The following is a 14,461-nucleotide window of genomic DNA, read 5'->3' as shown; positions in this document are numbered from 1 at the left end:
CGATGTTCCGCCGTACGTTCTGGTTCACCGCGGGCGCCGCAGCCGGCGTCTGGGCCACCACCAAGGTGCACAGCAAGCTCCGGCAGCTCACCCCGGAGAGCCTTGCCGCGCAAGCGGCGAACAAGGCGCTCGACGCGGGCCACCGCCTCAAGGACTTCGCCCTCGACGTCCGCGACGGCATGGTCCAGCGCGAGGCGGAGCTGGGCGAGGCGCTCGGCCTGGACGCGCCGGTCGACGGCGAGCTGCCCCCGCAGCGCGCCACCGCCGCACTCCAGGGCCGGCCCGCCGGGACCCGCGCCATCGGACATACGTACTCGCACAAAGGAACGACCAGAAATGGGGACCACTGATGGAGTCGGCTGAAATCCGTCGCCGCTGGCTGCGCTTCTTCGAGGAGCGCGGGCACACCGTCGTGCCGTCGGCGTCGCTGATCGCGGACGACCCGACGCTGCTCCTCGTCCCCGCGGGCATGGTCCCCTTCAAGCCGTACTTCCTCGGCGAGGTCAAGCCCCCGTACGACCGCGCGACCAGCGTGCAGAAGTGTGTCCGCACGCCGGACATCGAAGAGGTCGGCAAGACCACCCGGCACGGCACCTTCTTCCAGATGTGCGGCAACTTCTCCTTCGGCGACTACTTCAAGGAAGGCGCCATCAAGTACGCCTGGGAGCTGCTGACCAGCTCGCAGGCGGACGGCGGGTACGGCCTGGACCCGGAGCGGCTCTGGATCACCGTCTACAAGGACGACGACGAGGCCGAGCGCATCTGGCGCGACACCATCGGCGTCCCCGCCGAGCGCATCCAGCGCCTCGGCATGGGCCCGAACTTCTGGTCCATGGGTGTCCCGGGCCCCTGCGGCCCCTGCTCCGAGATCAACTACGACCGCGGCCCCGAGTTCGGCGAAGAGGGCGGCCCCGCCGTCAACGACGAGCGGTACGTAGAGATCTGGAACCTCGTCTTCATGCAGTACGAGCGGGGCGAGGGCACCGGCAAGGAGGACTTCGAGATCCTCGGCGACCTGCCGAGCAAGAACATCGACACCGGCCTCGGCCTCGAACGCCTCGCGATGATCCTCCAGGGCGTCCAGAACATGTACGAGATCGACACCTCACGGGTCGTGATCGACAAGGCCACCGCCCTCACCGGCGTGCGGTACGGCGAGAACCACACCAGCGACGTCTCGCTGCGCGTCGTCTCCGACCACATGCGCACCTCGGTCATGCTCATCGGCGACGGCGTCACCCCCGGCAACGAGGGCCGGGGCTATGTCCTGCGCCGCATCATGCGCCGCGCCATCCGCAATATGCGCCTGCTCGGCGCCACCGGACCCGTCGCCGGCGAGCTGGTCGACACCGTCATCCGGTCGATGAGCGAGCAGTACCCGGAGCTGGAGGGCGAGCGGCAGCGCATCGAGACCGTCGCCCTCGCCGAGGAGGCCGCCTTCCTCAAGACCCTCAAGGCCGGCACCAACATCCTCGACTCGGCCGTCACCGACACCAAGGCCGGCGGCGGCACGGTACTCGCCGGCGACAAGGCGTTCCTGCTCCACGACACCTGGGGCTTCCCGATCGACCTCACCCTGGAGATGGCCGCCGAACAGGGCCTCTCCGTGGACGAGAGCGGCTTCCGGCGCCTGATGAAGGAGCAGCGGGAGCGCGCCAAGGCCGACGCCCTCGCCAAGAAGACCGGCCACGCCGACCTCGGTGCCTACCGCGCCATCGCCGACGTCTCCGGCGCGACCGACTTCATCGGCTATGCCGACACCGAGGGCGAGTCCACCGTCGTCGGCATCCTGGTCGACGGCGTCTCCTCACCCGCCGCCACCGAGGGCGACGAGGTCGAGATCGTCCTCGACCGCACCCCGTTCTACGCCGAGGGCGGCGGGCAGATCGGTGACACGGGCCGCATCCGGCTCGACACCGGCGCCGTGGTCGAGGTCCGCGACTGTCAGAAGCCGGTCCCCGGGGTGTACGTGCACAAGGGCGTCGTCCAGGTCGGCGAGGTCACCGTCGGTGCCGCCGCGCACGCCACGATCGACACCCGCCGCCGTACGTCCATCGCCCGCGCCCACTCCGCCACGCACCTCACGCACCAGGCGCTGCGCGACGCCCTCGGCCCGACGGCCGCCCAGGCCGGCTCCGAGAACCAGCCCGGCCGCTTCCGCTTCGACTTCGGCTCCCCGTCCGCCGTGCCCGGCACGGTCCTCAGGGACGTCGAGCAGAAGATCAACGAGGTGCTGGCCCGCGAGCTGGACGTCCAGGCCGAGGTCATGAGCATCGACGAGGCCAAGAAGCAGGGCGCCATCGCCGAGTTCGGCGAGAAGTACGGCGAGCGGGTGCGGGTCGTCACCATCGGCGACTTCTCCAAGGAGCTGTGCGGCGGTACGCATGTCCACAACACCGCCCAGCTCGGCCTGGTGAAGCTGCTCGGAGAGTCCTCGATCGGCTCGGGTGTCCGGCGTATCGAGGCCCTGGTCGGCGTCGACGCCTACAACTTCCTGGCCCGCGAGCACACGGTCGTCGCCCAGCTCCAGGAGCTGGTGAAGGGCCGCTCCGAGGAGCTGCCCGAGAAGATCGCCGGCATGCTCGCCAAGCTGAAGGACGCCGAGAAGGAGATCGAGAAGTTCCGCGCGGAGAAGGTCCTCCAGGCCGCCGCCGGTCTCGCCGGGAGCGCCAAGGACGTCCGCGGTGTCGCCCTGGTGACCGGCCAGGTCCCCGACGGCACCACCGCCGACGATCTGCGCCGCCTCGTCCTCGACGTGCGTGGCCGTATCCAGGGCGGACGCCCCGCCGTTGTCGCCCTGTTCAGCGCCGTGGGCGGCAAGCCGCTGACCGTCATCGCCACCAACGAGGCCGCGCGCGAGCGCGGGCTCAAGGCCGGTGACCTGGTCCGTACGGCCGCGAAGACCCTCGGCGGCGGCGGGGGCGGCAAGCCCGACGTCGCCCAGGGCGGCGGCCAGCACCCGGCCGCGATCGGTGACGCCGTCGACGCCGTCGAACGCCTCGTCGCGGACACCGCCTCCTGATGCGCCGCGGCCGGCGCCTCGCGATCGACGTCGGGGACGCCCGGATCGGGGTCGCCTCCTGCGACCCCGACGGGATCCTCGCCACCCCGGTGGAGACCGTGCCGGGACGCGATGTCCCGGCCGCCCACCGGAGGCTGCGTCAACTCGTCGAGGAGTACGAGCCCATCGAGGTCGTGGTCGGACTCCCGCGCTCCCTCAAGGGGGGCGAGGGACCGGCCGCGGTCAAGGTCCGCGCGTTCGCCGGGGAACTCGCCCGGGGGATCGCGCCCGTCGGGGTCCGGCTCGTGGACGAGCGGATGACCACGGTGACGGCCGGTCAGGGGCTGCGTGCTTCGGGCGTGAACGCGAAGAAGGGGCGGTCGGTGATCGACCAGGTGGCGGCCGTCGTCATCCTCCAGAGCGCCCTGGAGTCCGAACGGGCGTCAGGCAATCCGCCGGGTGAGGGCGTCGAAGTGGTCATCTGATCGCGATACGGTAACGTTCCGCGCGATGCGGCGGTGTTCGAACAGCCGCCGCACAGCAAGAGGTGGATGCGATGCCGTGCCCCGCGCCCAGCAGCAGCCGCCGCCTCGCGGCTCTAGGGGATCGATGACTGAGTATGGCCGGGGCCCAGGCTCCGAACCGTGGCATCCGGAGGACCCGTTGTACGGGGACATCGGATGGGGAGGGCAGCAGGTGGCCGACGGCCAGGCGCCCTACGGCGGCCAGCCGCAGCAGCAGTATCCGCAGCAGCCGCACCAGCAGCAGCAGCCCCAGGGGCAGTATCCGCAGCAGGGGTATCCCCAGCAGGGGCAGGGGCAGGGGCAGCAGTACCCGCAGCAGCAGCCGCAGCAGTACGAGCAGCAGCACTACGGTCAGCAGGCGCAGCAGCCCCAGCATCCTCAGCAGCCGCAACACCCCCAGCAGCCGCAGCAGCAGTACGACGAGTGGGGCACCGGGCAGCATCAGGCCCAGGGTCAGCATCAGGCCCAGGGTCAGCACCCGGTCCAGGGCCAGCAGCAGACCGGGTACGACCAGCAGTACCAGGGCACCTGGGACACCGGAAGCCACGGCCAGTTGCCGTACGGCGCCGACCCCGCCGACCCCTACGGCGGACGGCACCCCGGATACACCGGCGAGCACCCCGACTACTACGGCACCCCCGACGCGTACCCGCCGCCCGAGCCGCCCGCCCGGCGCAAGCCCGCCCCCGAACCCGAGCCGGACTGGGATCCGGGACCCGACCAGGGCGAACACGCCTTCTTCTCCGGCGAGGACGAGGACGACGACGCCGAGGACGAGTCCCGCAGCCGGCGCGGCGGACGCGGGGACCGGCGCGGGCGCGGCGGCAAAGGCAAAGGGAAGAAGCGTCGCAGCGGCTGCGCCTGCCTGGTCGTCACCCTGGTCTTCGGGGGCGGACTCGGCGGTGTGGGCTACTTCGGCTACCAGTTCTACCAGCACAAGTTCGGCAAGGCCCCGGACTTCGCGGGCGACGGAACCTCCACGACCGTCGTCGTCGAAATCCCCAAGGGCGCGCTCGGCTACACCATCGGGCAGCGGCTCAAGGAGGCCGGCGTCGTCAAGAGCGTGGACGCGTTCGTGGCCGCGCAGGCGCAGAACCCGAAGGGCAACTCGATCCAGGCCGGCGTCTACACCATGAACAAACAGATGTCCGCCGACAGCGCCGTCGCGTTGATGCTCAACCCGAAGAGCCGTAACAACCTCATCATCGCGGAAGGCCGAAGGAACGCCTGGGTGTACGAGGAGATCGACAAGCGGCTCCAATTGCCGGAAGGCACCACGAAGGACGTCGCGAAGAAGGATCTCAAGTCTCTCGGACTCCCGTCCTGGGCGAATACGAACAAGGACATAAAGGATCCGCTGGAAGGATTCCTCTACCCCGCCAGCTATCCCGTGGCCAAGGGTATGAAGCCGGCCGACGTGCTGAAGAAGATGGTGGCGCAGGCCAAGGCGAAGTACGAAGAGTACGACGTGGCGAAGAAGGCCGCGGGTGTCGGTCTGAAGGACCCGATGCAGCTCGTCACCGTCGCGAGCCTGGTGCAGGCCGAAGGCATGACGCACGACGACTTCAAGAAGATGGCCGCCGTCGTGTACAACCGCCTCAAGGAGACGAACACCTCCAGCAACGGGAAAATCGAATTCGACTCGACGTACAACTACGCCAAGGGTCAGAGCAAGATCGACATTTCGACGAAGGAAATCCGGAACTTCCAGGACCCGTACAACACCTATGTGAATACGGGGCTGCCGCCGGGGCCGATCGGCAACCCGGGCGATGATGCGCTCAAGGCGGCAATCGATCCCGATGGCGGCGACTGGATGTACTTCATCTCCATCGACGGAAAGACGACCAAATTCACGACGACCTTGGCCGAGCACGAGAAACTGGTCCAGGAATTCAATGAACGACGGCAGAACGACGGCTGAGCGGGAGCGGGAGAGGGAGCGGGCCGACGAAACCGTGCGCGTGAAGCGCCGCAGGGCCGCCGTGCTCGGTTCGCCGATCGCGCACTCCCTCTCCCCGGTGCTGCACCGGGCCGCGTACGAGGAGCTGGGCCTCGACGGCTGGACGTACGGCCGTTTCGAGGTGGACGAGGCCGGGCTGCCCGGGTTCTTCGACGGGCTCGGCGAGGAGTGGGCCGGACTGTCGCTCACGATGCCGCTGAAGCGGGCCGTCATCCCGCTCCTCGACGCGGTGACCCCGACCGCGGCGTCCGTGGAGGCCGTCAACACCGTCGTCTTCACCGAGGACGGGCGCCGGACCGGCGACAACACCGATGTCCCCGGGATGGTCGCGGCGCTGCGGGAGCGCGGGGTCGAGAGCGTGGAGAGCGCCGCCGTGCTCGGCGCCGGGGCCACCGCGTCGTCGGCGCTCGCCGCCCTGGCCCGGATTTGCACCGGTGAGGTCGTCGCCTATGTCCGGGGGCCCGAGCGGGCCGCCGAGATGCGGCAGTGGGGCGAACGGCTCGATCTCGACGTACGGACGGCGGACTGGGCGGACGCCGGGCAGGCGCTGCGCGCCCCGCTGGTGATCGCGACCACCCCCGCGGGCGCGACGGACGCCCTCGCCGCCGAGGTGCCGGGCCGGCCCGCCACCCTCTTCGACGTGCTCTACGAGCCGTGGCCCACCACGCTCGCGGCGCGGTGGTCCGCGTACGGCGGAGCGGTCGTCGGCGGGCTCGACCTCCTCGTCCACCAGGCCGTCCTCCAGGTGGAGCAGATGACCGGCGTGGCGACGGGACCACTGGCGGCGATGCGGCACGCCGGGGAGCGCGCCCTGAAGGACCGCTGACCGGTCCTTTCCCCGCCCCGGGACGGCCTCCGCGCTGTCCGCGTGGTGGACCTTGTGGGTGGGCTCTTCCCCGGACGTGGGAGGATCGAGGGGGCGGGGCAGGGGTGCGTACCCCGGCCGCGCCGCCGCACGATCCAGGCGCGAGCAAGAGGAGCACCGTTGAGCAGGTTGCGCTGGCTGACCGCGGGGGAGTCGCACGGCCCCGCACTGGTGGCGACGCTGGAGGGACTTCCCGCCGGCGTCCCGATCACCACGGAGATGGTGGCCGACCACCTCGCGCGCCGCCGCCTCGGCTATGGACGCGGCGCCCGGATGAAGTTCGAGCAGGACCAGGTCACGTTCCTCGGCGGCGTCCGGCACGGCCTCACCCTCGGCTCCCCGATCGCGATCATGGTCGGCAACACCGAGTGGCCCAAGTGGGAACAGGTCATGTCCGCCGACCCGGTCGACCCGGCCGAACTCGACCAGCTCGCGCGCAACGCCCCGCTCACCCGCCCCCGGCCCGGCCACGCCGACCTCGCGGGCATGCAGAAGTACGGCTTCGACGAGGCCCGCCCGATCCTGGAGCGCGCCTCCGCACGGGAGACCGCGGCCCGCGTCGCGCTCGGCGCGGTGGCCCGCTCCTACCTCAAGGAGACCGCCGGCATCGAGATCGTCAGCCACGTCGTGGAGCTGGCGTCCGCGAAGGCCCCGTACGGCGTCCTCCCCGTACCCGCCGACGTCGAGAAGCTCGACGCGGACCCGGTGCGCTGCCTCGACGCCGACGCGTCGAAGGCGATGGTCGCCGAGATCGACCAGGCCCACAAGGACGGCGACACCCTCGGCGGCGTCGTCGAGGTCCTTTCGTACGGTGTCCCGGTCGGCCTCGGCTCTCATGTGCACTGGGACCGGCGCCTCGACGCCCGGCTCGCCGCCGCGCTCATGGGCATCCAGGCCATCAAGGGCGTCGAGGTCGGCGACGGCTTCGGCCTCGCCCGGGTCCCCGGCTCGCAGGCGCACGACGAGATCGTCTCCACGGACGACGGCATCCGGCGCTCGACCGGCCGTTCCGGCGGCACCGAGGGCGGCCTGAGCACCGGTGAACTCCTGCGCGTACGGGCCGCGATGAAGCCCATCGCGACGGTGCCGCGCGCCCTCGCCACCGTCGACGTCTCCACCGGCGAGGCCACCAAGGCCCACCACCAGCGCTCCGACGTGTGCGCGGTCCCGGCGGCCGGCATCGTCGCCGAGGCGATGGTGGCGCTGGTCCTCGCCGACGCGGTCGCCGAGAAGTTCGGCGGCGACAGCGTCCCGGAGACCCGGCGCAACGTCCGCTCGTACCTCGACAACCTGCACATCCGGTGACCGCCGTGACCGGGCCCGCCGTCGTCCTCGTCGGGCCGATGGGCGTGGGCAAGTCCACGGTCGGCGCACTCCTCGCCGAGTGGCTGGGCTGTGCGTACCGCGACACCGACGACGACATCGTGACCGCCGAGGGCCGCCCCATCTCGGACATCTTCGTGGACGACGGAGAGCCCTACTTCCGCGCCGCCGAGAAGGAAGCCGTCCGTACCGCCCTCGCGGACCATCCGGGCGTCCTCTCGCTCGGCGGCGGCGCCGTCCTCGACGCCGACACACGCGCCCTGCTCGCCGCGCACCCCGTCGTCTATCTGTCGATGGACGTCGAGGAGGCCGTGAAGCGCACCGGCCTGAACGTGGCCCGCCCGCTGCTCGCCGTCAACCCGCGCCGCCAGTGGCGCGAACTGATGGAAGCGCGCCGCCACCACTACACCGACGTCGCACGGGCCGTCGTCGCCACGGACGGCCGCACCCCCGACGAGGTCGCCCACGCGGTCCTCGACGCCCTGGAGCTGAAGGCGGCAGGACCCGGCGACCAGCATCCGGACCACGACGCGGAACCCCGGCAGGAGAAGGAATGACCGAGCAGGCACTCACCCGGATCCAGATCGGCGGTACCGCCGGCACCGAGCCCTACGAGGTGCTGATCGGACGCCAGTTGCTCGGTGAGCTGGGCGTGCTGATCGGCGGCCGGGCCAAGCGCGTCGCCGTGATCCACCCCGAAGCGCTCGAAGGCACCGGCGAGGCGCTGCGCGCGGACCTCGCCGACCAGGGCTTCGATGCCGTCGCCATCCAGGTGCCCAACGCCGAGGAGGCGAAGACCGCCGAGGTCGCCGCGTACTGCTGGAAGGCGCTCGGCCAGTCCGGGTTCACCCGTAGCGACGTCATCGTCGGGGTCGGCGGCGGCGCCACCACCGACCTCGCCGGATTCGTCGCGGCGACCTGGCTGCGCGGGGTGCGCTGGATCGCCGTACCGACGACCGTGCTCGGCATGGTGGACGCGGCGGTCGGCGGCAAGACCGGGATCAACACCGCCGAAGGCAAGAACCTCGTCGGCTCCTTCCACCCGCCGGCCGGTGTGCTGTGCGACCTCGCCGCCCTGGACTCGCTGTCCGTGAACGACTACGTGTCCGGGCTCGCCGAGATCATCAAGGCCGGATTCATCGCCGACCCCGTGATCCTCGACCTGATCGAGGAGGACCCGGAAGCCGCCCGCACCCCCGCGGGGCCGCACACCTCCGAGCTGATCGAGCGGTCCATCAAGGTCAAGGCCGAGGTGGTGTCCGGGGATCTGAAGGAGTCCGGGCTGCGGGAGATCCTGAACTACGGTCACACCCTCGCGCACGCCATCGAGAAGAACGAGCGCTACCAGTGGCGGCACGGCGCCGCCGTCGCGGTCGGGATGCACTTCGCCGCCGAACTCGGCCGTCTCGCCGGACGCCTTGACGACGCGACGGCCGACCGGCACCGCACGATCCTGGAAGCCGTCGGACTGCCCGTCAGCTACCGCTACGACCAGTGGCCCAAGCTCCTGGAGACCATGAAGGTCGACAAGAAGTCCCGGGGCGACCTGCTGCGGTTCATCGTCCTCGACGGCCTCGCCAAGCCCACCGTCCTGGAGGGCCCCGACCCGGCCGTCCTGCTCGCCGCCTACGGCGAAGTCGGCAAGTAGGCCAGGCAGTCCCCGTAGGCCGGGCAGTCCGAGTGGGCCGGGTGATCCGGTTAAGCCGCGGCAGAAGAAACGGCCGAGTAACCGGCGGTACGCGACCGCATCGTCGGCGGTCGCGACCGAAGGGAACAAGCCACCCGGCTTCCGGGCACTTCGCGGTGTCCCCGGCCGTTCACACAACGGCGGCCGGGGCAGGTACCGTTCGGTAGCGGACCGGGGCTGTACGGCCCGTTCGCCAGCGCCAGTTGCCTGTACGAGACGGAGTGGCACCGGATGCAGCACGCAGGGGGGTCTCCGCTGCCGCCGCCCCACCGACCGGGGCAGGGACCGGCCGACGGCTGGTCATCGGCCGCGCACCACCCGGGAGGACACCCGGGCCCCGCCCCCGCGGGCCCGCCACCGGGAACCGCCGGAGCGCCCGGCAGCCCCCCACCGCCCCACTCCCCGGCACCCCGGCCGCACGCCCCCGCACCGCACCCCCCGGCGCCGGGCGCCCCGCCGCAGGCCGGCGCCCCGCAGCACGCGCCCGCACCGCCCCATGTCCCCGGCCGCCCGCCCGCCCCCGGCACCCCGCCCCGGGCACCGGCCCCGCAGCACCACGCGGGCCCGCCGTACGGGCCGATACCCCCCTCGCCCGAGACCACCGGACATATGCAGCTGCCGCCCGGCGGACCCGTGGCCATGCCGAGTCCGCCGCCCGCCCCCGGCGGCACCGACCTGGCCGGGATCACCCTCGCCGTGCTGCTCATCGGGCCGGCCGGCGCGGGCAAGACCAGCGTCGCCAAGTACTGGGCGGACCACCGCCGCGTCCCCACCGCGCACATCAGCCTGGACGACGTCCGCGAATGGGTGCGCTCCGGCTTCGCCGACCCGCAGTCGGGGTGGAACGACCATTCGGAGGCCCAGTACCGCCTGGCCCGCCGCACCTGCGGCTTCGCCGCCCGTAACTTCCTGGCCAACGGCATCTCGTGCATCCTCGACGACGCCGTCTTCCCCGACCGGCCCGTCGTCGGGCTCGGTGGCTGGAAACGGCATGTGGGACCGGGGCTGCTGCCCGTCGTCCTGCTGCCGGGCCTGGAGATCGTCCTGGAGCGCAACGCCGAGCGCAGCGGCAACCGCCGCCTCACCGACGAGGAAGTCGCCCGTATCCATGGCCGGATGGCCGGCTGGTACGGATCGGGGCTGCCGATCATCGACAATTCCCAGCTCGACGTCCCGGCCACCGCCCGCGTCCTCGACGACGTACTGGCCCGCTCCATCGCCAGCCCCCCGCAGTGGTGACCCGGCCGTCCTCACCGCCGTAGCACCCGCCCTCGCGGCACTCCTCACCACGCTCCCCGGCGCTTTCCCGCCGCCCGGTCGGACGCACTGACCGGGCCGACTTCCGGCGGCGCTCGTAGGCTCGGGTCATGTCAGAGGTGTACGCGGTCCGCCGGGAGCGGCTGCGCGAGCGGTGCGCGGCGGGCGGCAGTGCGGCGGCTCTGGTCTCCCGGCCCGCCAACGTCCGCTATCTCGCCGGACCCGCGCCCGAGGGCGCCGTCCTCCTCGTGGGCGGGGGAGAGGACCTGCTGCTGTGCGCGGCACCGCCCGCCGGACAGACCGCCCCCGGCCGCCCCGACGACACCCTGCGCACCCGTCTGCTGCCCGCGCCCGCGGGGGATCCGGCCGTCGCCGCCGCCGGAGTCGCCGCCTCGCTCGGCGTGGAGTCCCTGGCCGTCGAGGAGCACCATCTGACCGTCGCCCGGCACCGCGCACTCGGCTCCGTCGCGCCCCGGCTGCGCCTCGGCGACCTCGGCGGCGCCGTCGAGCAGCTGCGGCTCGTCAAGGACGAGGAGGAGATCTCCTGTCTGCGGATCGCCGCCGAGATCACCGACCAGGCGCTCGGCGAACTCCTCGAATCGATCCTCGTCGGCCGCACCGAACGCCATCTCGCGCTGGAGCTGGAGCGCCGCCTCGTCGACCACGGCGCCGACGGCCCGGCCTTCCCCACCGCCGTCGGCACCGGACCCAACGCCGGACGCGGCGGCCACCGCCCCACCGACCGCCGGGTCGAGGAGGGTGATTTTCTCTCCGTCTGCCTCGGCGCCACCTACCGCGGCTACCGTTGCGAGATCGGCCGTACCTTCGTCATCGGCACCTCGCCCGCGGACTGGCAGATCGAGCTGTACGACCTGGTATTCGCCGCTCAGCGCGCCGGACGCGAGGCCCTGGTGCCCGGCGCCGCCTGCCGCGACGTCGACCGCGCGATCCGCCAAGTACTGGGCTCGGCGGGGCACGGTGAGGGCCTCGCACCCGTCTCCGGACACGGTGTCGGACTCGAAATCGACGAGGAGCCGCAGCTCGCCCCCGCGGCCATGGGTAAACTGGACGCTTGTGTGCCGGTCACCGTCGAACCGGGGGTTCACCTCCCTGGCCGGGGCGGAGTCCGGATCGATGACACGCTCGTCGTCCGCCCCGAGGCGGACGGCGGACCCGAGCTACTCACCATCACGACCAAGGAGCTGCTCGCGCTCTAGCCTCAGCCGTCGCTGAGGAGCCGGACGCGGGCGCCCTGGTCGTCCACGTCAGTCCAGGAGATTCCGCAACCGTGGCTTCCACGAATGACCTCAAGAACGGCATGGTGCTCAAGCTCGACGGGGGCCAGCTCTGGTCCGTCGTCGAGTTCCAGCACGTCAAGCCAGGCAAGGGCCCGGCCTTCGTCCGCACCAAGCTGAAGAACGTGCTGTCCGGCAAGGTGGTGGACAAGACGTTCAACGCCGGTGTCAAGGTCGAGGTGGCCACTGTCGACAAGCGCGGGATGCAGTTCTCGTACATGGACGGCGAGTACTTCGTCTTCATGGACATGGACACGTACGACCAGCTGCACGTCGACCGCAAGTCCGTCGGCGACGCCGCCAACTTCCTGATCGAGGGCTTCGAGGCCGTCGTCGCGCAGAACGAGGGCTCGGTGCTCTACGTCGAGCTGCCCGCCGCCGTCGAGCTGGTCATCGCGGAGACCGAGCCGGGCGTCCAGGGCGACCGCTCCACCGGCGGCACCAAGCCCGCCAAGCTGGAGACCGGGTACGAGATCCAGGTCCCGCTCTTCATCACCAGCGGCGAGAAGATCAAGGTGGACACGCGCTCGGGCGACTACCTCGGCCGGGTGAACAGCTAACCGTGGCTGCTCGTAACACGGCCCGCAAGCGTGCCTTCCAGATCCTCTTCGAGGGCGACCAGCGCGGCGCCGACGTCGTCACGGTCCTCGGGGACTGGATCCGGCACTCGCGGACCGACACCCGGCAGCCGCCGGTCAGCGAGTACACGATGCAGCTCGTCGAGGGGTACGCCACCCAGGCGGCCCGCATCGACGAGCTGATCTCGCAGTACGCGGTCGGCTGGACGCTGGACCGGATGCCCGTCGTCGACCGCAACATCCTGCGGCTCGGGGCGTACGAGCTGATCTGGGTCGACGAGACCCCCGACGCCGTGGTGCTCGACGAGGCAGTGCAGCTCGCCAAGGAGTTCTCCACGGACGACTCACCCGCCTTCGTCAACGGACTCCTGGGCCGGTTCAAGGACCTCAAGCCGAGCCTTCGGCGCGAGGAGGCCTGACCGGATCCTGACCGGATCCGACCGGACCTGTCCGGAGCACGGGAGAACGACCAGGGAGGGCCCGCAGCGAGATGCTGCGGGCCCTCCCTGGTCGTTACGCCGATCGGGTGACTTGTCGCCGCCCGGCGGCACGTTTCTTCAGGTGAGCGGTGGGGTGTCAGCCCTCCTCGTGGGCCACCGCACGGCGCGCGTCCGCGTCCAGCACGCCCCAGCTGATCAGCTGCTCGGTGAGGACGGACGGCGACTGGTCGTAGATGACGGCGAGGGTGCGCAGGTCGTCCTGGCGGATCGACAGCACCTTGCCGTTGTAGTCACCTCGCTGGGACTGGATCGTGGCGGCATACCGCTGCAGCGGGCCCGCCTTCTCGGCCGGCACATGTGCCAGCCGCTCCAGGTCCAGAACGAGCTTCGGCGGCGGCTCTGCGGCCCCGCCCGGAGTGGTGCCCGGCAGCAGTTCCTGCACCGGCACACCGTAGAAATCCGCCAGCTCGGCCAGGCGCTGCACGGTCACGGCACGGTCCCCGCGCTCGTACGACCCGACCACGACGGCCTTCCAGCGTCCCTGGGACTTCTCCTCGACGCCGTGGAGTGACAGGCCCTGCTGGGTGCGGATGGCCCGGAGCTTGGCCCCGAGCTGTTTGGCGTATTCGCTGGACATATAGCTCCCGGACACTGTGTCATCGAGCGGCTGGGCCGCGCGGCTGGTGACTCACTGTGAGGTTACGCAGCGTGACTTGCATGCGTCAAGCCGAATGGTCAGCACCGACTCTTCCCTGCCCCGGCCCGAGGCGCACGGTGAGGGGGTGAACAGGGGGAACAGGCGGCCTGCTAATCTGAGTGGCGCAAATCCGACGTCCTTTAAGGTCCGTCCCGTGAGGCGGAGAAGGAGGTCTGTTTCCCATGGCTCCCATGGATGTGAACAGCCCGAACGCGAACAGCCCGGACAGGATCAACCCGGACACGAGCAGCCCCGATGCCGCCCGCCCCGTTCTTGAGGCCCCCGACATCGCACGGGTCCTGACCCGCATCGCCCACGAGATCGTCGAACGCGCCAAGGGCGCCGACGACGTGGTGCTTCTCGGTATCCCCACCCGCGGGGTCCACCTCGCGCAGCGGCTCGCCGCCAAACTGGCCGAGATCACCGGTGCCGCCGTGCCGGTCGGCTCCCTCGACATCACCATGTACCGCGACGACCTGCGCATGCACCCCCCGCGCGCGCTGGCCCGCACCGAGATCCCCGCCGACGGCATCGACGGCCGCCTGGTCGTCCTCGTCGACGACGTGCTCTTCTCGGGCCGCACCATCCGCGCCGCGCTCGACGCCCTGAACGACATCGGGCGCCCCCGCGCCGTCCAGCTCGCCGTCCTGGTCGACCGCGGCCACCGCGAACTGCCCATCCGAGCCGACTACGTCGGCAAGAACCTCCCCACCTCGCTGCGCGAGACCGTCAAGGTCCAGCTCGCCGAGGAGGACGGCCGCGACACCGTCCTGCTCGGTCTGAAGTCGCCCGCGCCCGTCGGCGAGCAGTAGCCCCGCGCGTACGGCCCCC

General features: G+C 71.2%; 14 protein-coding genes. 13 read left to right on the top strand and 1 reads right to left on the bottom strand.

The features are described 5' to 3' along the window. Window positions 1-2: 2 nt before the first annotated feature. From ACIQNU_RS22905 to nusB, 12 genes are all read left to right on the top strand, one after another. Entirely contained in the window at window positions 3-350 is a 348-nt protein-coding gene (locus tag ACIQNU_RS22905) for a hypothetical protein (RefSeq protein ID WP_401369355.1), read from the top strand. Beyond that, entirely contained in the window at window positions 350-3,022 is a 2,673-nt protein-coding gene (gene alaS, locus ACIQNU_RS22900) for an alanine--tRNA ligase (protein WP_401369352.1), read from the top strand. The genes ACIQNU_RS22905 and alaS overlap by 1 nt, the downstream gene beginning before the upstream one ends. Beyond that, window positions 3,022-3,486 (top strand): Holliday junction resolvase RuvX, encoded by a 465-nt coding sequence (gene ruvX, locus ACIQNU_RS22895; protein ID WP_401369349.1) that lies wholly within the window; start codon window positions 3,022-3,024, stop codon window positions 3,484-3,486. The genes alaS and ruvX overlap by 1 nt, the downstream gene beginning before the upstream one ends. 124 nt (window positions 3,487-3,610) lie before the next feature. After that, window positions 3,611-5,449 carry an endolytic transglycosylase MltG gene (mltG, locus tag ACIQNU_RS22890; protein ID WP_401369346.1) on the top strand — a complete coding sequence of 613 codons (1,839 nt, stop codon included), beginning with the start codon at window positions 3,611-3,613 and terminating at the stop codon, window positions 5,447-5,449. Next, on the top strand, window positions 5,424-6,314 hold the full coding sequence (locus tag ACIQNU_RS22885) for a shikimate dehydrogenase (protein ID WP_401369344.1): 891 nt from the start codon (window positions 5,424-5,426) through the stop codon (window positions 6,312-6,314). The genes mltG and ACIQNU_RS22885 overlap by 26 nt, the downstream gene beginning before the upstream one ends. 159 nt (window positions 6,315-6,473) lie before the next feature. After that, window positions 6,474-7,658 carry a chorismate synthase gene (gene aroC / locus ACIQNU_RS22880; RefSeq protein ID WP_401369341.1) on the top strand — a complete coding sequence of 395 codons (1,185 nt, stop codon included), beginning with the start codon at window positions 6,474-6,476 and terminating at the stop codon, window positions 7,656-7,658. A 38-nt stretch (window positions 7,659-7,696) separates the two neighbouring features. Beyond that, on the top strand, window positions 7,697-8,233 hold the full coding sequence (locus tag ACIQNU_RS22875) for a shikimate kinase (protein WP_401369913.1): 537 nt from the start codon (window positions 7,697-7,699) through the stop codon (window positions 8,231-8,233). Then, on the top strand, window positions 8,230-9,324 hold the full coding sequence (gene aroB / locus ACIQNU_RS22870; RefSeq protein ID WP_401369338.1) for a 3-dehydroquinate synthase: 1,095 nt from the start codon (window positions 8,230-8,232) through the stop codon (window positions 9,322-9,324). The genes ACIQNU_RS22875 and aroB overlap by 4 nt, the downstream gene beginning before the upstream one ends. Before the next feature lie 270 nt (window positions 9,325-9,594). Then, entirely contained in the window at window positions 9,595-10,602 is a 1,008-nt protein-coding gene (locus ACIQNU_RS22865) for an AAA family ATPase (RefSeq protein WP_401369335.1), read from the top strand. A gap of 128 nt (window positions 10,603-10,730) precedes the next feature. Then, a complete protein-coding gene (locus ACIQNU_RS22860; protein WP_401369333.1) occupies window positions 10,731-11,837 on the top strand; it encodes an aminopeptidase P family protein in 1,107 nt (368 codons plus the stop codon). Between the two features lie 71 nt (window positions 11,838-11,908). Beyond that, window positions 11,909-12,475: an elongation factor P gene (gene efp / locus ACIQNU_RS22855; RefSeq protein ID WP_401369330.1), complete on the top strand. Its 567-nt coding sequence runs from the start codon at window positions 11,909-11,911 to the stop codon at window positions 12,473-12,475. Window positions 12,476-12,477: 2 nt separating this feature from the next. Further along, window positions 12,478-12,912, top strand: coding sequence for a transcription antitermination factor NusB (nusB, locus tag ACIQNU_RS22850; RefSeq protein ID WP_401369327.1), 435 nt, complete (start codon window positions 12,478-12,480; stop codon window positions 12,910-12,912). 157 nt (window positions 12,913-13,069) lie between these two features. Here nusB and bldD read toward each other — a convergent pair whose 3' ends face one another. After that, window positions 13,070-13,570 (bottom strand): transcriptional regulator BldD, encoded by a 501-nt coding sequence (gene bldD, locus ACIQNU_RS22845; protein WP_017945577.1) that lies wholly within the window; start codon window positions 13,568-13,570, stop codon window positions 13,070-13,072. A 251-nt stretch (window positions 13,571-13,821) separates the two neighbouring features. On the opposite strand from bldD, the gene pyrR reads away from it, so the two are divergent. Further along, entirely contained in the window at window positions 13,822-14,442 is a 621-nt protein-coding gene (gene pyrR, locus ACIQNU_RS22840; RefSeq protein ID WP_401369911.1) for a bifunctional pyr operon transcriptional regulator/uracil phosphoribosyltransferase PyrR, read from the top strand. Window positions 14,443-14,461 lie beyond the last annotated feature (19 nt).

Origin of the sequence: Streptomyces sp. NPDC091292 (genome assembly GCF_044757265.1) — a bacterium.
Classification (GTDB): Bacteria; Actinomycetota; Actinomycetes; order Streptomycetales; family Streptomycetaceae; genus Streptomyces.
This window is presented reverse-complemented; position numbering and strand designations above follow the sequence as displayed.